The 24396-nt window shown below is 66.6% G+C and carries 21 protein-coding genes; 15 read left to right on the top strand and 6 right to left on the bottom strand.

All coding sequences use genetic code 11. The features are described from left to right. Nucleotides 1–86: 86 nt before the first annotated feature. The 5 genes from AC3A6M_RS13550 (at nucleotide 87) to AC3A6M_RS13530 (ending at nucleotide 5865) form a co-directional block, all read left to right on the top strand. Nucleotides 87–992: a LysR family transcriptional regulator gene (locus AC3A6M_RS13550; protein ID WP_487853238.1), complete on the top strand. Its 906-nt coding sequence runs from the start codon at nucleotides 87–89 to the stop codon at nucleotides 990–992. A 34-nt stretch (nucleotides 993–1026) separates the two neighbouring features. Then, the gene (gene hppD, locus AC3A6M_RS13545; protein ID WP_487853237.1) at nucleotides 1027–2121 is read left to right on the top strand and encodes a 4-hydroxyphenylpyruvate dioxygenase; all 1095 of its coding nucleotides are present in this window, start codon (nucleotides 1027–1029) and stop codon (nucleotides 2119–2121) included. 181 nt (nucleotides 2122–2302) lie between these two features. Next, on the top strand, nucleotides 2303–2671 hold the full coding sequence (locus tag AC3A6M_RS13540) for a CidA/LrgA family protein (RefSeq protein ID WP_487853236.1): 369 nt from the start codon (nucleotides 2303–2305) through the stop codon (nucleotides 2669–2671). Then, nucleotides 2664–3404 (top strand): LrgB family protein, encoded by a 741-nt coding sequence (locus tag AC3A6M_RS13535; protein ID WP_487853235.1) that lies wholly within the window; start codon nucleotides 2664–2666, stop codon nucleotides 3402–3404. Before AC3A6M_RS13540 ends, AC3A6M_RS13535 begins: the two co-directional genes overlap by 8 nt. 73 nt (nucleotides 3405–3477) lie before the next feature. Beyond that, nucleotides 3478–5865, top strand: coding sequence for a sensor domain-containing protein (locus AC3A6M_RS13530; protein ID WP_487853234.1), 2388 nt, complete (start codon nucleotides 3478–3480; stop codon nucleotides 5863–5865). 100 nt (nucleotides 5866–5965) lie between these two features. Here the strand turns inward: AC3A6M_RS13530 and AC3A6M_RS13525 are convergent, their stop codons facing one another. After that, nucleotides 5966–6544 carry a hemerythrin domain-containing protein gene (locus tag AC3A6M_RS13525; protein WP_487853233.1) on the bottom strand — a complete coding sequence of 193 codons (579 nt, stop codon included), beginning with the start codon at nucleotides 6542–6544 and terminating at the stop codon, nucleotides 5966–5968. A 150-nt stretch (nucleotides 6545–6694) separates the two neighbouring features. Continuing rightward, a complete protein-coding gene (locus tag AC3A6M_RS13520) occupies nucleotides 6695–7195 on the bottom strand; it encodes an arsinothricin resistance N-acetyltransferase ArsN1 family B (protein ID WP_487853232.1) in 501 nt (166 codons plus the stop codon). 386 nt (nucleotides 7196–7581) lie between these two features. Here AC3A6M_RS13520 and AC3A6M_RS13515 point away from each other — a divergent pair, with 386 nt between their 5' ends. Beyond that, nucleotides 7582–8502, top strand: coding sequence for a manganese catalase family protein (locus AC3A6M_RS13515; RefSeq protein ID WP_487853231.1), 921 nt, complete (start codon nucleotides 7582–7584; stop codon nucleotides 8500–8502). A gap of 105 nt (nucleotides 8503–8607) precedes the next feature. Further along, a complete protein-coding gene (locus tag AC3A6M_RS13510; protein WP_487853230.1) occupies nucleotides 8608–9489 on the top strand; it encodes a ZIP family metal transporter in 882 nt (293 codons plus the stop codon). 20 nt (nucleotides 9490–9509) lie between these two features. Here the strand turns inward: AC3A6M_RS13510 and AC3A6M_RS13505 are convergent, their stop codons facing one another. Further along, nucleotides 9510–11123, bottom strand: coding sequence for an EAL domain-containing protein (locus AC3A6M_RS13505; protein ID WP_487853229.1), 1614 nt, complete (start codon nucleotides 11121–11123; stop codon nucleotides 9510–9512). A gap of 122 nt (nucleotides 11124–11245) precedes the next feature. Then, nucleotides 11246–12592 carry an MFS transporter gene (locus tag AC3A6M_RS13500; RefSeq protein ID WP_487853228.1) on the bottom strand — a complete coding sequence of 449 codons (1347 nt, stop codon included), beginning with the start codon at nucleotides 12590–12592 and terminating at the stop codon, nucleotides 11246–11248. 162 nt (nucleotides 12593–12754) lie between these two features. Here AC3A6M_RS13500 and cyoA point away from each other — a divergent pair, with 162 nt between their 5' ends. The 7 genes from cyoA to AC3A6M_RS13465 are packed head-to-tail and all read left to right on the top strand — an operon-like array spanning nucleotide 12755 to nucleotide 19540. Continuing rightward, the gene (gene cyoA, locus AC3A6M_RS13495) at nucleotides 12755–13780 is read left to right on the top strand and encodes a ubiquinol oxidase subunit II (protein WP_487853227.1); all 1026 of its coding nucleotides are present in this window, start codon (nucleotides 12755–12757) and stop codon (nucleotides 13778–13780) included. A 3-nt stretch (nucleotides 13781–13783) separates the two neighbouring features. Then, nucleotides 13784–15787 carry a cytochrome o ubiquinol oxidase subunit I gene (gene cyoB, locus AC3A6M_RS13490; RefSeq protein WP_487853226.1) on the top strand — a complete coding sequence of 668 codons (2004 nt, stop codon included), beginning with the start codon at nucleotides 13784–13786 and terminating at the stop codon, nucleotides 15785–15787. Continuing rightward, on the top strand, nucleotides 15780–16415 hold the full coding sequence (cyoC, locus tag AC3A6M_RS13485) for a cytochrome o ubiquinol oxidase subunit III (RefSeq protein WP_487853225.1): 636 nt from the start codon (nucleotides 15780–15782) through the stop codon (nucleotides 16413–16415). The genes cyoB and cyoC overlap by 8 nt, the downstream gene beginning before the upstream one ends. Then, the gene (cyoD, locus tag AC3A6M_RS13480) at nucleotides 16412–16843 is read left to right on the top strand and encodes a cytochrome o ubiquinol oxidase subunit IV (protein ID WP_487853224.1); all 432 of its coding nucleotides are present in this window, start codon (nucleotides 16412–16414) and stop codon (nucleotides 16841–16843) included. Before cyoC ends, cyoD begins: the two co-directional genes overlap by 4 nt. A gap of 12 nt (nucleotides 16844–16855) precedes the next feature. Continuing rightward, the gene (locus AC3A6M_RS13475; RefSeq protein WP_487853223.1) at nucleotides 16856–17695 is read left to right on the top strand and encodes an SURF1 family protein; all 840 of its coding nucleotides are present in this window, start codon (nucleotides 16856–16858) and stop codon (nucleotides 17693–17695) included. Further along, nucleotides 17679–18986, top strand: a complete 1308-nt coding sequence (locus tag AC3A6M_RS13470; protein WP_487853222.1) for an ATP-binding protein — start codon at nucleotides 17679–17681, stop codon at nucleotides 18984–18986. The genes AC3A6M_RS13475 and AC3A6M_RS13470 overlap by 17 nt, the downstream gene beginning before the upstream one ends. Beyond that, nucleotides 18983–19540, top strand: coding sequence for a response regulator transcription factor (locus tag AC3A6M_RS13465; protein WP_487853221.1), 558 nt, complete (start codon nucleotides 18983–18985; stop codon nucleotides 19538–19540). Before AC3A6M_RS13470 ends, AC3A6M_RS13465 begins: the two co-directional genes overlap by 4 nt. Nucleotides 19541–19673: 133 nt before the next feature. Here AC3A6M_RS13465 and AC3A6M_RS13460 read toward each other — a convergent pair whose 3' ends face one another. Then, the gene (locus tag AC3A6M_RS13460) at nucleotides 19674–22100 is read right to left on the bottom strand and encodes a TonB-dependent receptor plug domain-containing protein (protein WP_487853220.1); all 2427 of its coding nucleotides are present in this window, start codon (nucleotides 22098–22100) and stop codon (nucleotides 19674–19676) included. 171 nt (nucleotides 22101–22271) lie between these two features. Here AC3A6M_RS13460 and AC3A6M_RS13455 point away from each other — a divergent pair, with 171 nt between their 5' ends. Then, a complete protein-coding gene (locus tag AC3A6M_RS13455) occupies nucleotides 22272–23687 on the top strand; it encodes a metallophosphoesterase family protein (RefSeq protein ID WP_487853219.1) in 1416 nt (471 codons plus the stop codon). A gap of 159 nt (nucleotides 23688–23846) precedes the next feature. Here AC3A6M_RS13455 and AC3A6M_RS13450 read toward each other — a convergent pair whose 3' ends face one another. Beyond that, complete coding sequence (locus tag AC3A6M_RS13450; protein WP_487853218.1) at nucleotides 23847–24353, bottom strand: MarR family winged helix-turn-helix transcriptional regulator; 507 nt, start codon at nucleotides 24351–24353, stop codon at nucleotides 23847–23849. Nucleotides 24354–24396 lie beyond the last annotated feature (43 nt).

The following is a 24396-nucleotide window of genomic DNA, read 5'->3' as shown; positions in this document are numbered from 1 at the left end:
CCGTCACTGTAGAGGAGGAAAGGGAATTTTACGAGGTGAATATAAAAATGTAGACTATTTACCGCGTCAATAACCCTATCGAGTACATGATCGAACCGACTAGCATCGACCTGAACCTGTTATCCGTGTTCCAGGAGGTTTACCGCGAGCGCCAGATTTCCGGCGCGGCGCGCCGCCTCGGCCTGACCCAGTCCGCCGTCAGCAATGCGCTGGCGCGCCTGCGCCGCACCTTCGGCGACGAATTGTTCGTGCGTACCGCGCACGGCATGCAGCCGACCCCGCTGGCGCAGCAGATGGCCGAGCCGATCGGCGCCGCGATGGCCCAGGTCGCGCTGGCGCTGAGCCAGCGCAGCCGCTTCGAACCGGCGACCAGCACGCGCCGCTTCACGCTGGCCATGACCGACGTCGGCGAGGTGTACTTCATGCCGGTGCTGATCGAACGCTGCCGCGCGCTGGCGCCGGGGGTGGAGATCGCGTCGCGGCGGGCGAATCCGCTGAGCCTGAAGGACGACATGGAAACGGGCAGGGTGGACCTGGCGATCGGCGCCTTCGAGGAGGTGTCGGAAGCCTTGTACCAGCGCCAGTTGTTCCGGCAGCCCTTCGTCAGCATGTTCCGCAAGGGACATCCGCTGGCGCGGGGCGCGGTGGACCTGGCGCGCTTCGTGCAGGCGACGCACCTGATCGTGGACGCGGCCCAGAGCCCCTACGACCGGATCAACGCGCTGCTCGAGAAGGCCGGGGTGACGGCCCAGGCGCGGTTCCGGGTGCCGCATTTCACCGCGGTGCCGTACATCGTCGCCACCTCGGACCTGGTGGTGACGGTGCCGCAGAAGCTGGCCGAGAGCGCGGCGGCGCCATTCGGATTGAAGTGGATCGAACCGCCGCTGGTGTTGCCGACCTTGCAGACCAACGTCTTCTGGCACCGGCGCTTCAACCACGACCCCGGCATCCAGTGGCTGCGGGGGCTGATCGCGGACGTATTCGGCGAGTAGCAGTACACATACTAATGAGATAGAGGATAAGACAATGGCTGACCTGTTTGAGAATCCGATGGGCCTGATGGGCTTCGAGTTCGTGGAATTCGCTTCGCCGACCCCGGGCCTGCTCGAACCGATCTTCGAGAAGCTGGGCTTCACCAAGGTGGCCGTGCACCGTTCGAAGGACGTGGTGCTGTACCGCCAGGGCGAGATCAACTTCATCGTCAACAACGAGCCGAAGAGCGCGGCCGCCTATTTCGCCGCCGAGCACGGCCCGTCGGCCTGCGGCATGGCCTTCCGCGTCAAGGATTCGCACAAGGCCTACGCGCGCGCGCTGGAACTGGGCGCCATACCGATGGAGATCCCGACCGGTCCGATGGAGTTGCGCCTGCCGGCCATCAAGGGCATTGGCGGCGCGCCGTTGTACCTGATCGACCGCTTCGAAGACGGCAAGTCCATCTACGACATCGACTTCGAATGGATCGACGGCGTCGAGCGCCATCCGAAGGGCCACGGCCTGCAGATCATCGACCACCTGACCCACAACGTCTACCGCGGCCGCATGGCCTACTGGGCCGGCTTCTACGAGAAGCTGTTCAACTTCCGCGAAATCCGCTACTTCGACATCAAGGGCGAGTACACCGGCCTGACCTCGAAGGCGATGACCGCGCCGGACGGCAAGATCCGGATCCCGCTGAACGAAGAAAGCCAGAGCGGCGGCGGCCAGATCGAGGAATTCCTGCTGCGCTTCAACGGCGAAGGCATCCAGCACATCGCCCTGCTGACCGAGGACATCTTCGCCACCGTCGACGGCCTGCGCGCCGCCGGCATCCCGCTGATGGCGGCGCCGCCGGAAACCTATTACGAGATGCTGGAAGGCCGCCTGCCGGGCCACGGCGAAGACGTCGGCGCCCTGAAGGCGCGCGGCCTGCTGGTCGACGGCAAGGTCGAGGGCGATGCCAAGCGCCTGCTGCTGCAGATCTTCTCGGAAAACCAGCTGGGCCCGGTGTTCTTCGAGTTCATCCAGCGCAAGGGCGACGAAGGCTTTGGCGAGGGCAACTTCAAGGCGCTGTTCGAGTCGATGGAGCGCGACCAGCTCAAACGCGGAGCCCTGAAGACCGCGGCCGAGCCGGCCGCAGCTTGAACGTCGCTCCCGCGCAGGCGGGAACCCAGGTGCGGTTCGGATAGCGTTTGCGCTGACAAACCTGGATCCCCGCCTGCGCGGGGACGACGGAACAGGCTGCGCGGGGACGACGACCGTTCCCCGCACGCGCTCTGCCGGAAGCTGCTATCCTCGCCGGGTTCCCATGTTCCCGGAGTCAAAGTTGCTGACCGCATTTGCCGTTCTGCTGGTATTCCAATGCCTGGGCGAAGGCCTGGTGTTCCTGTTCGGCTGGCCCGTGCCCGGTCCCGTGACCGGCATGTTGCTGCTGCTGGCGGCCCTGCTGGCCGTCCCGCGCCTGCAGGAAGTGGTGGAGGCGGGCGCCAACGAGCTGCTGCGCCACCTGTCCCTGTTGTTCGTGCCGGCCGGCGTCGGCATCGTCGTTGCCGCGTCGAGCGGCAGCGGGCAGTGGCTGGCGATCGGCGCTTCGGTGCTGGTCAGCACGCTCGCCACCCTGGCCGTGACCGCGCTGGTGCTGCAGGCCCTGACGCCGCGCCGTCCGCCGCAGGGCAAGGAGGACGGCGGTGTTTAATTTCTCGGAAATCAGCCACTTCTGGGTCTACCTGTCGGCTTCGCCCCTGCTGGGCCTGACGCTGACCCTGTGCGCCTACGTGTTCGCCTACTGGGTGTTCGAGCGCTGCGGCTTTTCGCCGCTGGCGAATCCGGTGGCGATCGCGGTGGCCATCATCAGCCTGGTGCTGGTGGCCAGCGGCATGTCCTACCAGCGTTATTTCGCCGGCGCCCAGTTCGTCCACTTCCTGCTCGGTCCCGCCACGGTGGCGCTGGCGCTGCCGCTTGCGCGCCAGGTGCCGCGCCTGCGCCGCAGCCTGCTGCCGCTGGCCTGCGCGCTGCTTTCCGGCTGCGTCACCGCGATCGTCACCGCGGTCGGGGTGGCGGTGCTGCTGGGCGCCTCGCCCCAGCTGGCGCGCACGATCGCGCCGAAGTCCGCCACCTCGCCGATCGCGATGGCGGTTTCCGAACACCTCGGCGGCATTCCCGCGCTGACGGCGGTGCTGGTGATCTGCACCGGCGTGTTCGGCGCGATTACCGGCCGCTCCCTGCTGAACGCCCTGCGCGTCGATTCGCACGCGGCGCGCGGCCTGGCGCTGGGCGTCGCCGCGCACGGCATCGGCACCGCGCGCGCCTTCCAGGTCAGCCCGGAAATGGGCGCCTTTGCCGGCCTGGGGATGGGGCTGAACGGCGTGCTGACCGCGATCGTGGCGCCCTGGCTGGTGCCGCACCTGCTGGACTGGCTGGGCCGCTAGCGGCGTATCGCGCGCCAGCGCCGGCGCGCCGGCGTATGATGGTTCTCCCAGCCTGTCTGGACCTGGAGGCCTCTTGAACCTCTCCCCATTGCCGCTTGCGGTCTTCGTCGCCGATCCGCGCGGCGCGATCCTGAGCTGGAACCGGGCCTGTGAAAAACTCGCCGGCTACACCGCCGCCGAGATGCATGGCCGTACCCTCGGGGACCTGGTCGAATTCGGCGATGCCGGCGCCGGCAAGGCCGTGTCGCTCCAGGCCCTGGTCGACGTCGACAGCGTCGGCAGCCTGATCTGCGCAGACGGCCGGCGCCTGCCGGTGCGGGTCACGGTGGCGCCGCAGTCGCTCGATCCGGAACAGCCGGGGAGCTACAGCGTCATCGTCGTGCCGCGCGGCGGCGCCGCGCCGTCGCGCTACTCGCTGATCCAGGACCTGCCGGTCAACGACATCATCGAAGGACTGCCCTGTGTCTTCTACGTGATCGACCAGAGCGCCCGCCTGCTGCTGTGGAACCACCAGCTCGAGGAAGCGCTGCAGATGGCGAGCGAAGAACTGCCTACCGTCGAGGTCAAGTTCTTCTTCGAGAAGTCCGAGCGCGCCCACATCGTCCAGAAGATCCTCGACGCCTTCGAATACGGCACTTCCTTCCACGAGGCGGAGCTGATCGGCAAGCACGGCAAACGGACCAGCTACCTGTTCCAGTGTTCGCGCACCAGCCTGGGGAGCCTGCCCTGCGTGTTCGGCACGGGACTCGACATCACCGCCCGCAAACAGGCCGAGCACGTGCTCAAGGTGCGCGAGCGCGCCATCTACGCGAGCGTGAACGCGATCGTCATCACCTGCTGCGAGGGCAAGGACAACCGCATCGAGTACGTCAACCCGGCCTTCGAGCGCATCACGGGATACACGCTGGCCGAGATCAAGGGCCTCGATCCGCGCTTCATGCGCATCGAGGGCTGCGACGTCGAGGAGCAGAAGCGCATCCACGACGCCCTGGAACGCCGCGAAAGCGTGAGCGCGGTGCTGCGCAACGTCCGCAAGAACGGCCAGCTGTTCTGGAACGACCTGCGCATCGACCCGGTGCGCAATGCCGATGGCGAGGTCACCCATTTCGTCGCGGTCATCAACGACGTCACCGAGGCCCGGCATTATGAACGCCGCCTGCACCACCTGGCCCACCACGACCCGCTGACCGGGCTGGCCAACCGCACCCTGCTGCAGGAGCGGCTCAAGCACGCGATCCAGTTCGCCGCGCGCAACCGCATGCTGGGGGCGCTGGCCTTCCTGGACCTCGACAATTTCAAGCACATCAACGACAACCTCGGCCACGAGGTCGGCGACATCGTGCTGCGCGAGACCGCCGCGCGCCTGCGCGCCAACATGCGCGAGGAAGACACGGTGGCGCGCGTCGGCGGCGACGAGTTCGTGCTGGTGATCAACGACCAGGGCACGCCGGAGCAGGTGGCCGACCTGGTCGAGCGTATCCGGCGCAGCGTCGCCGCCCCGGTGGTGGCCGAGGGCACCGAGGTGGTGCCGGGCACCAGCATCGGCGTGGCCCTGTTCCCGCGCGACGGCAGCACGGTCGACAAGGTGATGCGCGCCGCCGACGCCGCCATGTACCACGCCAAGAGCCTGGGCAAGAACAACTGCCAGTTCTACTCGCATGAGCTGAACCGGATGGTGCACCAGCACCTGCTGCTCGAAGCCAGCCTCGGACGCGCGATCGGCAACCGCGAGATGGTGCTCGGCTACCAGCCCAAGGTCGACCTGCGCAGCGGCCGGATGGTCGGCGCCGAGGCGCTGGTGCGCTGGAACCACCCGGAGAATGGCCTGATGGGGCCGGACAGCTTCATTCCCGTGGCCGAACAGACCGGCCTGATCGTGCCGCTCGGCGAATGGGTGATCGACGAGGCCTGCGGCGCGCTGCGCTCGCTGCACGCGCTCGGGATCACCGATTTCGTCATCTCCGTGAACCTGTCGCTGCGCCAGCTGCGCCAGCGCCAGTTCGTCGAGCGCCTGGGCGAGTGCCTGCGCCGGCACAACGTGGCGCCGGGCTGCCTGGAACTGGAGGTGACCGAGAGCCTGCTGATGGACCGTCCGGACGAGGCGAAGGACGTGATGGCGCAGCTGAAGCGGCTTGGCGTGCGCCTGTCGATCGACGATTTCGGCACCGGCTATTCGAGCCTGAGCCAGCTGCAGGCCTTCCCGGTCGACCACATCAAGATCGACCGTTCCTTCCTCGGGCACGTCGACCGCGAAGGCCACGCCGTGATCACCCGCGCCATCATCGCGCTCGGCCACAGCCTGAAGCTGAAGGTGATCGCGGAAGGCGTGGAGACGCGCGAGCAGCTGGTCTTCCTGCGCGACCACGACTGCGACCAGATGCAGGGATATTACTTCAGCCCGGCGCTGTCGCAGCAGGGACTCGAAGACATGCTGAGCCGCGGCGTGCGGTTGGACGGATAGGGCCCGCCGCGACGGCGGCGGGCATGGCACGGGCATGGCGCCGCGTGCCGGGGGAGCGCAGGCGGCATCGCCGCTGCGGGAAGGAGGGCCTGGTTTCGGCTCAGGTCGGTTTGCGGGTAAAGGCGCGCGCCGCGAACAGGGCGCCCGCCACGCCCATCACGACGGCGGCGGTGCTGCCGGAGAAGCCGACCGCGGTGTTCTTCGCGATCTTGCCGGCCTTCGGCGTCACCAGTTCCAGGCGGCGCCTGGTCATCTCGCTGCCCAGTTCGGATAGGCGGTCCTTGCTGAGGGAGGCCTCGGCTTCGGGCAGCAGCACGGTTTCCTCGTCGGCCACGTGGTGCTGGACGTCGCGCATCAGCTCGAACACCAGTTCGTCGTGGCGGGTGTCGCGCGGATCGGTGGCGCGCAGTTCATGGATGAGGCGGCGCATTTCCATGTGCTCGGGCTCGCTTTTCTCCATCACTTTCTGGTCGGTGGCGCGCGGGCGCATCACCGGATAGAAGATTTCCTCTTCCAGCGTGGCGTGGATTTCCAGGGCGTCGCAAATGGTTTCGGCCAGCGCTTTCTTGACGCTCGGGCGCTTGTCCTTCGTGTACTGGTGGAACGTCACCATCACGTGCGAGTGATCGAAGCGGATCATGTCGGTGATGGACGGGCTGAGTTTTTTCAGAGAAAACATCATCCTCTCCTTGCTTGAATGTCTGTATTGTCGACGGATGCATGCATGTTAGAGCGCACGCCATGGCTGTCGCGTAGGAGTGCGGCGCAAGCGCATGTCAGCGAAGGACCCATGGCCCGGCCCGTCCAGGCCGTCACCCGCAGGGAAGGGCTAGGGCAAGGTCAGCTGCCAGTAGGCGACATCGACCCAGGCGCCGAACTTGTGGCCCACTTCGGTGAAACAGGCGACCTGGCGGAATCCCAGCCGTTCGTGCAGCGCGATGCTGGCCGCGTTCGGCAGGGCGATGCCGCCGATGACGGTATGGAAGCGGCCTTCCAGCCGCGCCAGCAGGGCGCGGTAGAGAACGGGTCCGAGTCCGCGGCCGCGCTGGCCGGGGGCGACGTAGACGCTGGATTCGACCGCGTGGCGGTAACCGGGCCGCGCGCGCCACTTGCTGGCATAGGCGTAGCCGAGCACCCGGTCTTCCCCGGCCAGCACCAGCCAGGGCAGGGCGCCGCCCTGTACCTCGGCGATGCGGCGCGCCATCTCGTCAGGCGTCACGGGATCGGTTTCCATCGAGATCGGCGTCGTCTCGACGTAATGGTTATAGATGGCGGCAATGGCGTCGGCGTCGGCCGGAACGGCGTCGCGCAGGCTGTGGCGGTGCTCCATCCTTACTCCTCCAATATCAGGTGGATCAGTTTTCATACTCGACCGCGACCCCTGCAAGCGAATGCGACCGATGCACGTGCACGCTGCGGTCAAGCCTGGAAAAAACGATCGCTGGAAGCGCAGGGCCTTTCATACGAAAAAAACCTATCGATCTGATAGTCAAACGCTATTACTCGATTAAATTGCATTATTACATTGCTATTGGTTTACATCAACTGGCTGTCGCTTCGAGTCCTACACGGACACGGCGGCATCTCTGATTACTGGTCAATCCAGGCCTGAGATCATGGGTCATGGCCAGTCGCACAACAGGGCGGCTGTCAGGCTGCGCCGGCGGGGCAGGACGCGTTTCCGGCGCAGGTACCCACACTATCGGAGGACAGGGAATGTTTGCACACAACAAACGACTGCAGTACACGGTGCGCGTGAGCGACCCGAATCCGGGCCTGGCCAATCTCATGCTGGAACAGTTCGGCGGTCCGCAGGGCGAACTGGCGGCGGCGATGCGTTACTTTACCCAGGCCGTGAGCGAGGACGATCCGGGCCGCAAGGACATGCTGTTCGACATCGCCACCGAAGAACTCAGCCACCTGGAGATCATCGGGGACATCGTCGCGATGCTGAACAAGGGCGCCAAGGGCGAGCTGGCCGAAGCCGCCGACAGTGCCGCCGAGATGTACCGCAAGATCAACGGTGCCGGCAACGACAGCCACGTGACCCAGATCCTGTATGGCGCCGGTACGCCGCTGGTCAATTCGGCCGGCGTGCCCTGGACCGCGGCCTACATCGACACCATCGGCGAGCCGAGCGCCGACCTGCGTTCGAACATCGCGGCCGAAGCGCGCGCCAAGATCGTCTACGAGCGCCTGATCGCCTGCACCGACGACCCGGGCGTGAAGGAGGCGCTGGGCTTCCTGATGACGCGCGAGATCGCGCACCAGAAATCCTTCGAGAAGGCGCTGTACTCGATGAATCCGAACTTCCCGCCGGGGAAACTGCCGGGCGACCCGCGCTTTGCCGACACCTATTTCAATATGTCGCAGGGCCCGGGCGAGATGCGCGGTTCCTGGAACCAGGGCGAGAACTGGGACTTCGTCACCGACCGCGAGAAGCAGGCGGCGGTCGACGGCGGCAGCGGCGAGGCCGAGGTCAAGCTGCCTGCCAAGGACATCGACATCCTGCGCGCGATGACCGAACGGACCAGATCGGATCCGTCGATCGACCCGCCGACCGGCGCCGAGCTGGGGATGGGCAAGCAGACCATGGCGGACGGCAAGACCGTACAGGGCAAGGGCAAGGGCAAGTAAGCCCGCCGCACCCTCACCCGAGAACAGCCGCCCCGTGGCGGCTGTGCTTCTATATAGGATGGACCAAGGAATCGTATGGACACGCGCGTGCAGAAGGCCAGGCCCATGGGGGCAGCATCGCATCATCCGGCGCGCAAGGCGCTCGGCTTCCTGATCTGCGGCCTGGGCTGCATGGTGCTGCTTTCCAGCCTGTTCCGCCAGCTCCTCGGCAGCGCACCCAACCTGCGCGCCGCGCTGCTGGGCGGCGGGACCGCGGCCGCGGCGACCGCGCTCGGCACCCTGCCGGTGCTGCTGTCCCAGAATTTCTCGAAGCGGACCTACGACTGCTTCCTCGGCTTCGGCGCCGGCGTGATGCTGGGCGCGACCTCGTTTTCGCTCATCATTCCGGCGCTGGCCGCGGCCAAGGCCGGCGGCGCCGGCAACTGGGGCGCGAGCCTGAGCGTGGGCGCGGGAGTGCTGATCGGCGCCGGCCTGCTGCTGGCGCTCGACCGCGTGATCAGCACCGATGGCATCCTGCAGTCGTCCGACGCCCGCAACGCCCATTCCCTGAAACGGGCCTGGCTGTTCGTCTGGGCGGTGGCGCTGCACAACCTGCCGGAAGGGCTGGCGATCGGCGTCGCCTATGCCGGCGTCGACCTCGGCAAGGCGAATTCGCTGGCCACCGGCATCTCGATCCAGGATGTGCCCGAGGGCCTGGTGGTGGCGCTGGCGCTGCGCACGGTCGGCTACGGGCGCGGGCTCTCGGCCGCGCTGGGCGTGGCCTCGGGCCTGATCGAACCGGTGGCGGCGGTGGCGGGGGTGGCCCTGATCGGCATCTCGGCCGGCATGCTGCCGGTCGCGCTGGCGGCCGCCGCCGGCGCGATGCTGTTCGTGATCGCCAACGACGTGGTGCCGGAGTCGCACCAGAACGGCCATGGCACCTGGGCCAGCGTGGCGCTGATCTTCGGCTTCATCCTGATGACGGTGCTCGATACGGCGCTCGGCTGAGCGTCGCGGCGGCCGCGCGGTCAGGACGGTCGTTCCGGCCGGGCCGCCGGCGCCGCCCGGGACATGGATACCAGCCGGGTGGCGAGGCCGGCGCGGTGCAGTTCGGCCGCCTGCCCGAAGGCGCCCGGCCTGCCGAACAGCCAGCCCTGCGCGTAGTTCACGCCGCGCGCGTGCAGGAAGTGCGCCTGTTCGCGGTTCTCGACCCCTTCCGCGATAATCCGCAGGTCCAGCGTGTGGGCCATGCCGATGATATGGCTGACCACCTGGCTGGTCGGCGCGCCGGTGCCGATCGATTCGATGAAGGAGCGGTCGATCTTCAAAAAGTCGAGATCCAGCGACTCGAGATAGGACAGGCTGGAGTAGCCGGTGCCGAAGTCGTCGATCGCCACCTCGATGCCGCGCATGTGGAGCGCTTCGATCACTTCGCGCGCCCGTTCCAGGTGCACGAAGCCGCGCTCGGTGATCTCGACGATCAGGTTGGACGGCAGTGCGCCGGTGCGCGCCATGAAGCGGTCGAGCAGGACCACGATGGCGGGCGACTGCAGGTCGGCCGGCGACAGGTTGATCGCCACGTGGAAGCCGGGATGGCTGGCCAGGAAATGCCCGGCGTCGTCGGCCATCACGTCGAGCACCCGCTCGGTCAGGCGGCCGACGATGCCGTTCGCCTCGGCGACCGGGATGAACAGGTCGGGCGACACCAGTTCGCCGGCGCCGTCGCGCCAGCGCAGCAGGGCCTCGGCGCCCACGCAGCCGCCGCTGCGCAGGTCGAACAGCGGCTGGTAGTCGAGGTAGAACTGGCCGCGCCGCAGGCCCGCGCGCAAGGCGGCCGCCAGCGACATCTGCCGGCGCACCACCAGCAGCAGCGCGGCGGCCGCCGCCACGCCCGCGATCACGCCGGCGGGCACCAGGCGGCGGGCGTTCTCGCGGCTGCGCTGCTCCAGTTGCGCGACCGGAATCGCGGCCACGCTGGCGCTGCGGAACTGCCCCGAGCGGGCCATCGTGACCAGGTAGCGGCCGTCGCTGAAGGTGACCGTCGGGCGCTCGCCGAGCCTGTCGAGCCACGCGGGGTCGATGTAGCCGTGCCGGATGGTGGCGCGGCGCTGGTCCAGCTGGATGTTTGCCAGGGAGACGCCGGGTACGCTGGTCCAGATGTCGAGCGGGAGGTCGCGGTGGACCAGCGCCGCGTAGCCGCTCTTTTCGATCGCCAGCAGGGGGCGGCCGTTGGGGGTGCGGACCGGCACGTCGAGGTAGAACCCGATGCCTTGTGCGGTGCGGAAGGCGAGCGCGCCGAGCGGCACCGGCGGGCCGGTCATCGACGAGCAGGCCACGGCGCCGTCTTGCACGTAGCCGATCGCCTGCAGGTAGGTCGAGGTCAGGTCGATTTCGCGCATGAGTTCGCGCGCACGGTCGGAGCAGGGAGGCAGGCCGGAGCCGGCCAGCAGCGCGATGCCGGCCAGCGCCTGGCGCCCGGTTTCGTCGGTGCGGTGCAGCACGTCGCGCGCATAGCCGAGCGTCAGGGCCGCTTCGGTGTCGAAGGCCTGGTGTTGCGCCTCGCGCAAGGCCAGCCAGGGCGGCAGGCACAGCGCCGCCAGCGCGAACAACAGGGTAAGGCCGTAAGTGAACCGTCTGCGCATGGGAGCCGCCCGTCGGCATGCCGAACCTGCCAATTATAGCGAGCCGCGCAAAGGAACAGCGCCTCCAAAAAAAAGCCCCGGTGTCGACCGGGGCCCAAGCTCTGCTCTGATCTACTCTACGCTCAGTTCCTGATCTCCAGCGCGCGGTTCACGCTCAGCGCCGCGAGCGTGGCGAGCGCGCCCGACAGCAGGTACAGGCTGACGAAACCGAGGCCGTAGTTGGCGGCCAGGCCGAGCGCGACCAGGGGCGCGAAGGCGGCGCCCACCAGCCAGGCCAGGTCGGAGGTCAGGGCCGCGCCGGTGTAGCGGTACTGGGGCAGGAAGTTCGAGGTCACGGCGCCGGCGGCCTGGCCGTACGACATGCCGAGCAGCAGGAAGCCGACCAGGATGAAGGTGTTCTGGCCGGTGGCGCCGCCGTCCATCAGGGTCGGCACGAAGCCGGAGAACAGGGCGATCAGGGCGGCCAGGGTGCCCAGCGTGTTGCGGCGCCCGAACTTGTCGGCGATGATGCCCGAGGCCAGCGCCCCGACGATCGCCAGCCCGCCGCCCCACATCTGCACCTGCAGGAAGTCGGCCATCGAGCGGGTGTCGTACAGCTGGATCCAGGACAGCGGGAACACCGTCACCAGGTGGAACAGCGCATAGCTGGCCAGGGCGGCGAGGGCGCCCAGCACGATGGTGCTGCCCTGGGCGCGCGTCACTTCGACCGGGCTGACCGGGTCGAGCTGGTGCTCGTCCAGCAGGTGGGTGTAGTCCGGCGTCGAGACCAGGCGGAGGCGGGCGAACAGCGCCACCACGTTGATCGCGAACGCCACATAGAAGGGATAGCGCCAGCCCCAGACCAGGAAATCGTCGGTCGACAGCTCGGACATCAGGTAGGAAAACACGCCAGCGGCGATGATGAATCCGACCGGTGCGCCAAGTTGTCCCAACATCGCGTACCATCCGCGCTTGTGTTCGGGGGCGTTCAGCGCCAGCAGCGACGGCAGCCCGTCCCAGGTCCCGCCCAGCGCGAAGCCCTGGCCCAGGCGCAGGATGGCGAGCGAGATGATGGCCCACTCGCCCCAGCGCGAATAGGTCGGCAGGGCGGAGACGGCGACGGTGGCGCTGCCCAGCAGGAACAGGGCGATGGTCAGCTTGATCTCGCGGCTGAAGTGGCGCTGGATGGCCATGAAGAACAGCGTCCCGACCGGCCTGGCGATGTAGGCCAGCGCGAAGATGGCGAACGAGTACAGGGTGCCTTCGAGGCGGTCGGCGAACGGGAAGAACACGGCCGGGAACACCAGGGCCGAGGCAATCGCGTAGACGAAGAAGTCGAAATACTCCGAGGCGCGGCCGATGACCACGCCGACGGCGATGTCGCCCGGTGCAATCGCGGTGTCGCGGGAGTTGATGTTACGGGCACCGCTGTGCGGGGCGGTGATTGGAGCGGCGGCTGCGTCGCCGTAAGTCGTTGTGTTCTGCTGCATATTTCGTCTCCTTTGGTCTTGTGACAATCGGGCCGGGACCCCTTCAGGATGAAACGTCGACAACAAAAGCGCGAAGGGTGGGACAAAACGTCCAATCGCCAAACGTGCACCGTTGGCGTTACATTAGCATGTTATTTTTCCCATGTAACGTAAAACACAAGCATGATTCCTAAGACCGTAAGTCGCGGATTGCTTCTCTCCCCCCTGTTGGCGGCCCTGGCGGGCTGTAACACGGTGGTGATGAACCCGTCCGGAGACATCGCCCAGCAGCAGGCGCATCTGATCACCGTCTCGGTGATCCTGATGCTGTTAATTATCGTCCCGGTGATGATCCTCATCGTCTGGTTCGCCTTCAAGTACCGCGCCAGCAATACCGAGGCGAAGTACGAACCCGACTGGGACCACTCGACCAAGCTCGAACTCGTGATCTGGGGCGCGCCGCTCCTGATCGTGATCGTGCTGGGCCTGGTGACCTGGATCTACACGCACAAGCTCGATCCCTACCGTCCGCTCGACCGCATCGACGCCAACCGTCCGATCCCCGCCACGGCCAAGCCGCTGGTGGTGCAGGCCGTCGCGATGGACTGGAAGTGGCTGTTCATCTATCCGGAGCAGGGCATCGCTACCGTGAACGAACTGGTGGTGCCGGTCGACCAGCCGCTGCGCTTCAAGGTCAGCGCGACTTCGGTCATGAATGCGTTCTACGTGCCGGAACTGGCAGGCATGGTGTATGGCATGCCGGGCATGGAGATCACCCTGAACGCGGTCCAGAACAAGCCCGTGCAGTCGTTCGGCATCTCGTCGAACTACAGCGGCGCCGGCTATTCGGACATGAAGTTCGCCTACCGCGGCGTGCCGCAGGGCGATTTCGACGCCTGGGTCGCTTCGGTCAAGTCCGCCGGCGGCGCCAAGCTCGACAAGGCCAACTACCTGGTGCTGGAAAAGCCGAGCATTAAGGAACCGGTCCGCCGCTGGGGCGCCGTCGATGACGACCTCTACTATCGCATCCTGAACCGCTGCGTCGCCGACGGCGTCGTCTGCCAGGACAAGATGATGATGGACGATGCCCGCAAGGCGCGCGAAATGGCAATGAACCGGATGCCCCAACACGCGGCAGCGACCCGCCTGGCCCAGGCCAACAACGGCGAAGTCTGCACCACGCCCGATGAATCTGTGAAGAAGAAGTAAATCATGCACGAGCAATTTGACTTAATGAAGTTGATCTTCGGTCGGCTCAGCTGGGAAGCGATTCCCTACCACGAGCCGATCCTGATCGGTACCTTTGCCATGGTGGTGCTGGGCGGCCTGGTCGTCCTGGGCGCCATCACGAAATTCAAGCTGTGGGGCTATCTCTGGAACGAGTGGTTCACCAGCATCGACCACAAGAAGATCGGCATCATGTACATGATCCTCGGCCTGGTCATGTTCCTGCGCGGCTTTGCCGACGCGCTGATGATGCGCGCCCAGCAGGCGTTCTCGTTCGGCGATTCGCACGGCTTCCTGCCGCCGCACCACTACGACCAGGTCTTCACCGCCCACGGCGTGATCATGATCTTCTTCGTGGCGATGCCCCTGATCACCGGCCTGATGAACTACATCGTGCCGCTGCAGATCGGCGCCCGCGACGTCGCCTTCCCGTTCCTGAACAACTTCTCGTTCTGGATGACCACCATGGGCGCGCTGCTGGTGATGGCCTCGCTGTTCGTCGGCGAATTCGCCCGCACCGGCTGGCTGGCCTTCCCGCCGCTTTCCGGCATCCTGGCCAGCCCTGACGTCGGGGTGGACTACTACATCTGGTCATTGCAGATCGCCGGTGTCGGCACGCTGCTGTCGGGTATCAACCTGGTGGTCACCATCGTCAAGATGCGCGCCCCGGGCATGGACCTGATGAAGATGCCGGTCTTCACCTGGACCGCGCTGTGCACCAACATCCTGATCGTGATGGCCTTCCCGATCCTGACCGCCACCCTGGCGATGCTGGGCCTGGACCGCCTGTTCGACACCCACTTCTTCACGAACGAACTGGGCGGCAACGCCATGATGTACGTGAACCTGATCTGGATCTGGGGCCACCCGGAGGTGTACATCCTGATCCTGCCGGCCTTCGGCATCTATTCGGAAGTCGTCGCGACCTTCTGCAACAAGCGCCTGTTCGGCTACTCGTCGATGGTCTACGCGACCGTCGTGATCATGGTCCTGTCCTACCTCGTGTGGCTGCACCACTTCTTCACGATGGGTTCGGGCGCGAGCGTGAACTCGTTCTTCGGCATCACCACGATGATCATCTCGATCCCGACCGGCGCCAAGATCTTCAACTGGCTGTTCACCATGTACAAGGGCCGCATCCGCTATGAACTGCCGATGATGTGGACCGTGTCCTTCATGATCACCTTCATCATCGGCGGCATGACCGGCGTGATGCTGGCGGTCCCGCCGGCCGACTTCGTGCTGCACAACTCGCTGTTCCTGATCGCCCACTTCCACAACGTGATCATCGGCGGCGTGCTGTTCGGCCTGTTCGCGGGCGTGAACTACTGGTGGCCGAAGATGTTCGGCTTCAAGCTGGACCGTACCTGGGGCGTGCGCTCCTTCTGGCTGTGGTCGATCGGCTTCTGGGTCGCCTTCACCCCGCCGTACATCCTCGGCTTCATGGGCGTGACCCGCCGCCTGAGCCACTTCGACGATCCGTCGATCCACTGGCTGTTCCAGATCTCGCTGGGCGGCACCCTGATGATCGCGCTGGGCATCGCCTGCATGATCATGCAGTTCGCCGTCTCGATCATGAACCGCAAGGCGCTGCGCGACGTGACCGGCGACCCGTGGGATGGCCGTACGCTGGAATGGGCCACCTCGTCGCCGCCGCCTGACTACAACTTCGCGTTCACCCCGGTCGTGTACGACAACGACACCTGGGCCGACATGAAGAAGGCCGGCTACAAGCGCCCGCTGAACGGTTTCGTGCCGATCCACATGCCGGCCAACACCTGGGCCGGCCCGGTGATCCCGATGGTGACCTTCGTGCTCGGTTTCGGCATCATCTGGCACATGTGGCTGCTGGTGGCGGTGGCGTTCATCGCGACCGTTGCCGTGACCATCTACCACACGTTCAACTACAAGCGCGACTTCTACATCCCTGCGGAAGAAGTGGCGCGTACGGAAGAAGCTCATACCCGACTGCTGGAAGCCCATGTCTGAGATTAATACCAACACCGTCAGCGCCACCGGCGCCGACATCAGCTCGCGCTACTACGCGGTCGAGCATCACCCGGAAAACGGCACGCTGCTCGGTTTCTGGATCTACCTGATGAGCGACTGCCTCATCTTCGCCTGCCTGTTCGCGACCTACGCCGTACTGGGCCGCAACTACGCGGGCGGCCCGTCGGGCGCCGAGATCTTCGAACTGGGCACCGTCGCGCTGAACACGGCCTTCCTGCTGTTCTCGTCGATCACCTATGGCTTCGCCATGCTGGCGGCGCAGAAGAAGAACACGAAGTCGACCCTGGTCTGGCTGGCCGTCACCGGCGTGCTGGGCGCCTGCTTCCTGTACCTCGAGCTGGACGAGTTCACGCACCTGATCCACGAAGGCTTCGGTCCGTGGCGTTCGGGCTTCCTGACCGCGTTCTTCTCGCTGGTCGGCACCCACGGCCTGCACGTGACCTTCGGTATCGTGTGGCTGGTCACGCTGATGTTCCAGCTCGGTAAGCACGGCATCAACGCCGCCAACTACCGCCGCCTCGCCTGCCTGTCGATGTTCTGGCACTTCCTGGACGTCGTCTGGATCGGCGTGTTCACCTATGTCTATCTGATGGGAGTTCTGCCATGAGCGATCACCACACCGCACACGCTCACGGCCACGCCCATGGGCACGACCACGGCCACGGCGTCGACCATGGCGACCACATGGAAGCCCACGGCAGCTTCAAGGATTACACGATCGGCTTCATCCTGTCGGTGATCCTGACCGCGATCCCGTTCTGGCTGGTGATGACCCACCAGCTGGCGCCCGGCACGACCAAGTTCGTGATCCTCGGCTTCGCGGCCGTCCAGGTGGTCGTGCACATGATCTACTTCCTGCACATGAACTCGAAGTCCGAGGGCGGCTGGAACATGATGGCGATGATCCTGACCGTGATCCTGCTGTTCATCGTGCTGACCGGCTCGATCTGGGTCATGTACCACATGAACGCCAACATGATGCCGAACATGAGCAACGAAGGCTCGTCCGTGCATGGCATGCACGATATGCAGTAAAAGCGGCAGTAAATGTCAGTAAGCGATCACGCAGCAGCAGCGTCCGGCGACCCGGAGCAGGGCGCCGGCAGGCGGCTTCCACGCCTGGTTCTGGCGGCCCTTGCGCTGCTGCTGATCGTCCTCTTCGCAGGTCTGGGCACCTGGCAGGTCTATCGCCTGCAATGGAAACTGGACCTGATCGCACGCGTCGAACAACGCGTGCACGCCGCGCCGGTGGCGCCGCCCCCGGTGGCGCGCTGGGACGGCATCACCGCCGAATCCGACGAATACCGCCGGGTGCAGGTCGCCGGCACCTATCTCTACGAATACACGACCCCGGTCCAGGCCCTCACCGAGCAGGGCAGCGGCTACTGGCTGCTGACGCCGCTGTGCACGGCCGACGGCCACGTCATCCTGGTCAACCGCGGTTTCATCCCGGCCGATCCGGGCGCGCGCACGCGCTACGAGCCGCGCAAGTCCGAGGGCTATCCCTGTGCGACGGTGGCTGGCGGCGCGGTGCAGCTGGTCGGCCTGCTGCGCATCAGTGAACCGAAGGGCTACTTCCTGCGCACCAACGATCCGGCGGCCAACCGCTGGTACGCGCGCGACGTCGCCGCGATCGCGGCCGCGCGCGGCCTGCCGGGCTCCCTGACGGCGCCTTTCTTCATCGACGCCGCCGCCGGCCAGAACCCGCCGGGCTCGCCCGACCAGCCGCAGGGCGGCCTCACGGTCGTCAGTTTCCACAACAGCCACCTGGTGTACGCCGTGACTTGGTATGCTCTTGCCTTGATGGTGGCGGGCGCGTGGTGGTGGGCCGCGCGCGGCGCCGGAGCGCGCAACGGCCTTGCAGGGAACGATGACAACGACGACTGAGGTACTGAAGAACACTGCCGCCGATGTGGAATACGTCGCCGGCCACAAGAACATGCTGCAGCTGATCGAGCTGCGCTGGATCGCCGTCATCGGCCAGATCACCACCATCGCCGGCGCCATCCTGGTGTTCGACGTCCGCCTGCCGCTGGTGCAGATGCTCGAGGTGCTGGCCTGCCTGATCGCCTTCAACGTCGCCAGCCACCTGCGCTGGCACGAACACCGTCCCGTCACCAACAACGAACTGTTCCTGGCCCTGCTGGTCGACGTCGCCAGCCTGACCATGCAGCTCTACCTGTCGGGCGGCACCACCAATCCCTTCGCCTTCCTCTATCTGCTGCAGGTGATCCTGTCGGCGGTGCTGCTGGAAGCCTGGTCGACCTGGACCATCGTCGGCATCACGCTGGCCTGCCTGGCCGGGCTCTCGATTTTCGCCAAGCCGCTGCCGCTGCCCTTCGACCACGCGCGCGGCATTTCCAGCCTGTACGTGCAGGGCATGCTGATCTGCTTCGCGCTGAACGCCGCGCTGCTGGTGGTGTTCATCTCGCGCATCTCGACCACCCTGCGTGGCAAGGCGGCCCAGCTGGCCGACCTGCGCCAGCGCGCCGCCGAGGAAGAGCATATCGTCCGCATGGGCCTGCTGGCCTCGGGCGCCGCCCATGAACTGGGCACGCCCTTGGCCACGCTTTCGGTGATCCTGGGCGACTGGAAGCGCATGCGCGAGTTCAAGCAGAACCCCGACCTGATCGAAGAGATCGACGAGATGCAGGCCCAGCTCAAGCGTTGCAAGTCGATCGTCAGCGGCATCCTGCTGTCGGCCGGCGAGGCGCGCGGCGAATCGGCGGTGCGCACCACCATCCGCGGCTTCATGGACAAGCTGGCCGAGGAGTGGCAGGACAGCCGGCCCGTGCGCGAATTCTCCTACGTGAACCGGATCACGCACGACCTGCCGGTGGCCTTCGACTCGGCCCTCAAGCAGATGATCGACAATGTGCTGGATAATGCGCTGGAAGCCTCGCCCGACTGGGTCGGCCTGGAAGCGAGCGCCGAGGATGGCACGCTGCTGCTGTCGGTGCGGGATCGCGGCCCCGGCTTCGCCCCGGCCATGCTGGCCCAGTTCGGCAAACCCTACCAGTCCAGCAAGGGCCGGCCGGGCGGCGGCCTCGGGCTGTTCCTGGTGGTGAACGTGGCGCGCACCCTGGGCGGTACGGTATCGGCCGCGAACCGGCCGGAGGGCGGGGCCGAGGTGCGCCTGACCCTGCCGCTGAAGGCGATCGCGCTGGAGAACGAATGAACCAAGAAGACACCCTGCAGGACGCCGAACGGCTGCTCCTGATCATCGAGGACGACGAGGCCTTCGCCCGCACCCTCGGCCGCTCCTTCGAACGGCGCGGCTACAAGGTGCTGCAGGCGCCCGGCCTGGACGAAGCCGAGGCGCTGCTGAAGGACCACACCCCGGGCTATGCGGTGGTCGACCTGAAATTGAAGGGCAACAGCTCCGGCCTGGCCTGCGTCCAGATGCTGGTTGCGCACAACCCGGAGATGCTGATCGTGGTCCTGACCGGCTTCGCCAGCATCGGCACCGCGGTCGAAGCGATCAAGCTGGGCGCCTGCCAGTACCTGGCCAAGCCGTCCAACACCGACGACATCGAAGCCGCCTTCGGCCACGTCGCCGGCAGCACCGAGCTGGAACTCACGAACCGCTCCACCTCGATCAAGACCCTGGAATGGGAACGCATCCACGCGGTGCTGGCCGAGACCGACTTCAACATCTCGGAAGCGGCGCGCAGGCTGGGGATGCACCGCCGGACGCTGGCGCGGAAGCTGGAGAAGCAGCGGGTCAAATAAGCGCCCACAGGCGATCAACGTAGTCCCGCGGCGTATCAACGTCGTCCCCGCGCAGGCGGGGACCCAAGTTCTGCGTGAGCAGTCGAAACGCATGCAAACCTGGGTTCCCGCCTTCGCGGGAACGACGAAGGTTTTACCAGCTATAGCCAGCCTTCACATACATGAACCGCCCATTGAAGCCGTTCGGCGCCCAGATGCTGTAAGGCTGGGTGCCGGCCACGTTCAGGTTGCCGGTCGAGGTGACCTGGGCCGGGTAGCGGTTGGTCAGGTTGTCCACGCCCGCGGTCAGGCGCCAGTTGCCGGCCAGGCGCACCGAGCCCGACACGTCCAGCGTCCATTGCGGATCGTAGGTCTGGTCCAGCGCCGGGTTGTTTTGCGGGACCGTGAATTTTCCGTAACGCGTCACGTTGGCGTGGCCGCTCCAGATGCCGCGGCTGTAGTCGGCCGCCAGGGTCAGCTTGTCCTTCGGCGAACCGACCGTCAGGCGGTTGACGGACTGGCGGTCGACCAGCACCAGCTTCTCGTCGCCCAGCACGGACGGCGTGGCGGCCACGTGGCGCACTTCGTTGTCGTTGTGGTTGTAGGCCAGCGTGAAGTCGGCGCGCGCGCCCTGCGTCAGGTTCAGGCGGTAGGTGCTGACCACGTCCACGCCCCTGGTGCGGGTATCGACGGCGTTGGTGAAGTAGCGCGCCGCGCCGACGAAGATGCCGCTGGCTTTCAGGGTCGCATCCAGCTTCGGCGCGTTCGCCAGCTGCAGGTTGGACGAGAACACGATGCGGTCGTCGATGTCGATGCGGTACAGGTCGACGGTGGTGGTCCAGTTGCGGACCGGCTGCCACTGCGCGCCGAAGCTCAGGTTGCGCGCGCGTTCCGGCTTCAGCGCCTGGGCCCCGAGGGCAGCTGCCGCGGCGCTGTTCACCGGGAAGGTGCCGGTCTCGATCGGCGTGTTCTGGCTGTTGATGACCAGGAAGTTGGTGGTCGTGATGGTGTAGAACTCCTGGGCCAGCGACGGTGCGCGGAAACCGTTCGAGACGGTGCCGCGCAGCGCGAACTGCGGCGTGAATGCATAGCGCGCCGAGGCCTTGCCCGAGGTCGTGTTGCCGAAGTCGCTGTAACGCTCGTGGCGCACGGCCAGGGAGCCGGACAGCTGCTTCGTGATGTCGCCTTCCAGGTTCAGGTACAGCGACTGGTTGTTGCGGCTGTTCTTGCCCGCGTTCTCGGGACGGAATCCGGAAAAGCCCTGGGCGCCGCCGCCGAAGTAGGAGTTCGGCTCGCCGGCGCCGATCTCATAGGACTCGTGGCGGGCCTCGAAGCCCAGCGCCACGGTCAGCGGACCGGCCATCCACGACACCGGGATGTCGCGCGCCACGTCCAGGTTCGCCAGTTCCTGGGTCGAGATCAGCTTGCCGGCGTAGAAGCTGGTCTGGGCCGGGCTCGGGAAGTCCTTGCTCAGGTTGGTGGTGTTGTCGACGTCCAGGCTGAAGCGGTTGCGGCCAACGTTCAGGCTCGCATCCCAGCGCCAGCCGGCCGCTTCGCCGCGCAGGCCGGTGACCAGCGAGGCGTCCGTCGATGTGCTGTCCTCGAGCGGCAGGAAGCCTTCCGGGTACAGCGTCGAACGCAGGTGCTTGTTGTTCGGATCGAACGGGGTGGTGTAGGCGGTGCGCCAGGTCGCGGCGGACGAGGTCTTGCGCTCGCCGTAGTTGGCGAAGGCGTACCAGTCGATGTCGTCGGTCAGGCTGTATTGGCTGTTCAGGAACAGGCTGCGTGGACGGCTGTCCGGGTCGCCGTAGCGCTGGGTGAGGGTGCCCTGGCGCGATCCGGCCTCCGGACGCGGGTCGGCGAAGGCGCGGTTGGTCGGATTGCGGTTCGCGGCTTCCACCGCCACGCGCAGCCAGCCCTTGTCGCCCAGCCTGACGCCGGTCGAGCCGCGCACCGTGGCCTGCTCGCCGTCGCCTTTCGAGAACTGGCCGTAGCTGACTTCAGCCTCGCCGCCGTCGGCGCCTTTCTTCAGGATGATGTTGACCACGCCGGCGATCGCATCGGAACCGTACTGGGCGGCGGCGCCGTCGCGCAGCACTTCGATGTGGTCGATCGCGGCCAGCGGGATCGCGTTCAGGTCGACCGGGGCCGAGCCGCGGCCCATGCTGCCGTTGACGTTGACCACGCTGGAGGTATGGCGGCGCTTGCCGTTCACCAGCACCAGGGTCTGGTCGGGAGACAGGCCGCGCAGCTGGGCCGGACGCACCGCGTCGCTGGCGTCGGCGCCGACCGGGCGCGGGAAGTTCATCGACGGCAGCAGGCGCGACAGCACGGTCGCCAGCTCGCTCGAACCGGTGCCCAGCAGCTCGCGGCTGGAGATGACGTCGACCGGCGATTCGGTCTGGAGCGTGCGGCGGTTCAGCGAGCGGGTGCCGGTGACGACCACGGCCTGCAGCTCGCCGCTGGCGGCGGGCTGGGCGGGAGCGGCTTCCTGGGCGCGGGCGGCGGGCAGGGTGGAGGCGATCAGGCCCAGCGCGAGAAGGGCGCGCGCGGGGTTGGGACGGGAATACTTGACGCTCATGTTCTTCTTTCGTTTGTTGCGCAGCACCATGGCTGCGGAGGGTCGCGAGCTTAGCAGGCAGGAAAGGTTCCTGGCCAATAACGATTCGAATTATGCTTATATCCAAACCGGATAAGCGTCAGCTTGCATGCGAGGAATGTGGTAACTTTTCAATTTTTTCCGGACGGCCCCATGTCTTTCCACCGCTTTCCCCTTGCCCTCCTGAGCGCGGCCGCGCTGGCCGGTTGCGCCGGTTTCCAGCCGCCGGCGCCGGCGCCGCTGCAGGCAGCCTTCGTCATCCTCGGCGACGACGGCGCGGCCATCGCGCGCGCCATCACCACCGCGCCGGCCTGCCCGGCGATCGAGATCGATGGCCGCGCCGCGGCGATGGCGGTGCGTTCTCCGCTGTCGGCGATTCCGCTGCGCCCGCAGGCGGCGGCGACCGGGCGGCCGGCGGCGGTATCGTCGGCGGTGCAGAGCTGCGAGGCCGCGCTGCCGGCGGGTGCGCGCAGCGTGGCCGTGGCCGGCCGTGCGCTGCCCTTGCCGGCGGCCGAGCCGAAGCGCATCGTCGTGATCGGCGACACGGGCTGCCGCCTGAAGGGGAAGGAATTCCAGGACTGTAACGATGCCGGGGCCTTCCCGTTCGCGCGGGTGGCGGCCAGCGCGGCGGCCTGGAAGCCCGACCTGGTGATCCACGTCGGCGATTACCATTACCGCGAAGACCCGTGCCCGGCCGACCGCCCGGGCTGCGCCGGCAGTCCCTTCGGCTATGGCTGGGATGCCTGGAACGCCGATTTCTTCGCGCCGGCGCGGACGCTCCTCGCCGCCGCACCCTGGGTGCTTGCGCGCGGCAACCACGAAAGCTGCTCACGCGGCGGGCAGGGCTGGTGGCGCTTCCTCGATCCGCGTCCGCTGCGGCCGGAGACCAGCTGCGACGACCCGGCCCGGGACGCCATCGCCGACTTCAGCGATCCGTACGCGGTGCCGCTCGGCGGCGACGCCCAGTTGCTGGTGTTCGACAGTGCGAATACCAGCTACAAGGGGTTCCCGGCCGGGGATCTGCGCCGCGAACGGTACGCCGACACTTACCGCAAGCTGGAAGCGCTGGCCGGCCGCGCGCGCCACAATATCGCGGTCGACCACCACCCGCTGTACGGCTTCGGCGCCGAACAGGACAGGAAGACCGGCGCCATCAGGCTGTTCGGCGGCGATGCCGGCCTGATCCAGGCCTTCGGCGCGATCCAGCCGCGCCTGCTGCCGGCGAATGTGGAGGTATTGCTGTCCGGCCACGTGCACCTGTGGGAGCAGGTCAGCTTTTCGTCGGATTACCCGACCCAGTTCGTCAGCGGCTTCGCGGGCACGGCGGAAGACATCGTGCCGCTGCCGGCCAGCGTCCCGCCCGGCACCACGCCGGCGCCGGGCGCGGTGGTCGAAGCCATGAGCTCATGGATCGACGGCTTCGGCTTCATGACCATGGAAAGGCGCGGGCCGGACCGCTGGGATGTGGTGATCCACGACCGCGACGGCCGCGAGCGCAATACCTGCACGGTGGCAGGACGTCACTCGCGCTGCGCGCTGCCGCAGGTGCCGCGCGCGGACGCGCATTGAGACAATGTATTTGCCCAAATGTGATTGCCACAGATACATAACATGTGTCACAATGTATTCGTGAGCGGGGCGCCTGGATCGGTTCGGACGTCTTCGTGATCAGCGATGAGGATACTTTGTATCTATTCGGCTCCCGGCCCGTCCGGGAGCCTTTTTTATTTACATCTGCTGGGACAGCAGCACGTTGGCTGCGGATTCGTCCGCCTCCAGCATGACGATCAGCTTGGCGAGGTCCTGTTCCAGCCGCCCCAGGGTCTCCGGATCGAGGCTGGACAGGGCGTCGGGCAGCACGCCGGAGAACGGCATCGGGGCGCTGCGCAGCACCGCTTCGCCCGGCGCCGCGATGCGCAGGGACACGCTGCGGCGGTCCATGCCTTCGCGCGCCGCGGTGACCAGGCCGCGCTCGGTGAGGCTCTTGATCAGGTTGCTGGCGGTGGACTGGTGGATGTCGAGCTCGCGCGACAGTTCGGTCACGCCGATGCCGGGCCGCCGCTCGATCACGGACAGCGCCCACAGCTGGGCGCCGCCGACACCGGCTTCGCGCTCGACCTGGCGGAAATGGGTTTTGACGGAATTGAATACCACGCGGAACTGGCGCAGGACGCGGTTCGCGGGTGCAGCCGGCGCGGCGTCGGCGGGCTGGGGCGGTTGTGATAAAGAGGACATATGTGGATCATAACGGATAATGTAGGTACAAGCCCAGTGCCGC

The organism is Telluria sp. Soil_C_11, from assembly GCF_057657395.1.
The sequence above is the reverse complement of the archived record's forward strand: the minus strand, read 5'-3'. Positions and strand labels throughout refer to the sequence as shown.

Bases quoted from the DNA above. Each gene is read 5' to 3' on its own strand.
- cyoB (WP_487853226.1), top strand. From the start codon at position 13,784: ATGCACGAGCAATTTGACTTAATGAAGTTGATCTTCGGTCGGCTCAGC.
- AC3A6M_RS13505 (WP_487853229.1), bottom strand. From the start codon at position 11,123: ATGCGCAGACGGTTCACTTACGGCCTTACCCTGTTGTTCGCGCTGGCG.
- AC3A6M_RS13470 (WP_487853222.1), top strand. From the start codon at position 17,679: ATGACAACGACGACTGAGGTACTGAAGAACACTGCCGCCGATGTGGAA.
- AC3A6M_RS13510 (WP_487853230.1), top strand. From the start codon at position 8,608: ATGGGGGCAGCATCGCATCATCCGGCGCGCAAGGCGCTCGGCTTCCTG.
- cyoD (WP_487853224.1), top strand. From the start codon at position 16,412: ATGAGCGATCACCACACCGCACACGCTCACGGCCACGCCCATGGGCAC.
- AC3A6M_RS13520 (WP_487853232.1), bottom strand. From the start codon at position 7,195: ATGGAGCACCGCCACAGCCTGCGCGACGCCGTTCCGGCCGACGCCGAC.
- hppD (WP_487853237.1), top strand. From the start codon at position 1,027: ATGGCTGACCTGTTTGAGAATCCGATGGGCCTGATGGGCTTCGAGTTC.
- AC3A6M_RS13450 (WP_487853218.1), bottom strand. From the start codon at position 24,353: ATGTCCTCTTTATCACAACCGCCCCAGCCCGCCGACGCCGCGCCGGCT.
- AC3A6M_RS13465 (WP_487853221.1), top strand. From the start codon at position 18,983: ATGAACCAAGAAGACACCCTGCAGGACGCCGAACGGCTGCTCCTGATC.
- AC3A6M_RS13475 (WP_487853223.1), top strand. From the start codon at position 16,856: ATGTCAGTAAGCGATCACGCAGCAGCAGCGTCCGGCGACCCGGAGCAG.
- cyoC (WP_487853225.1), top strand. From the start codon at position 15,780: ATGTCTGAGATTAATACCAACACCGTCAGCGCCACCGGCGCCGACATC.
- AC3A6M_RS13525 (WP_487853233.1), bottom strand. From the start codon at position 6,544: ATGTTTTCTCTGAAAAAACTCAGCCCGTCCATCACCGACATGATCCGC.
- AC3A6M_RS13455 (WP_487853219.1), top strand. From the start codon at position 22,272: ATGTCTTTCCACCGCTTTCCCCTTGCCCTCCTGAGCGCGGCCGCGCTG.
- AC3A6M_RS13460 (WP_487853220.1), bottom strand. From the start codon at position 22,100: ATGAGCGTCAAGTATTCCCGTCCCAACCCCGCGCGCGCCCTTCTCGCG.
- cyoA (WP_487853227.1), top strand. From the start codon at position 12,755: ATGATTCCTAAGACCGTAAGTCGCGGATTGCTTCTCTCCCCCCTGTTG.
- AC3A6M_RS13515 (WP_487853231.1), top strand. From the start codon at position 7,582: ATGTTTGCACACAACAAACGACTGCAGTACACGGTGCGCGTGAGCGAC.
- AC3A6M_RS13550 (WP_487853238.1), top strand. From the start codon at position 87: ATGATCGAACCGACTAGCATCGACCTGAACCTGTTATCCGTGTTCCAG.
- AC3A6M_RS13500 (WP_487853228.1), bottom strand. From the start codon at position 12,592: ATGCAGCAGAACACAACGACTTACGGCGACGCAGCCGCCGCTCCAATC.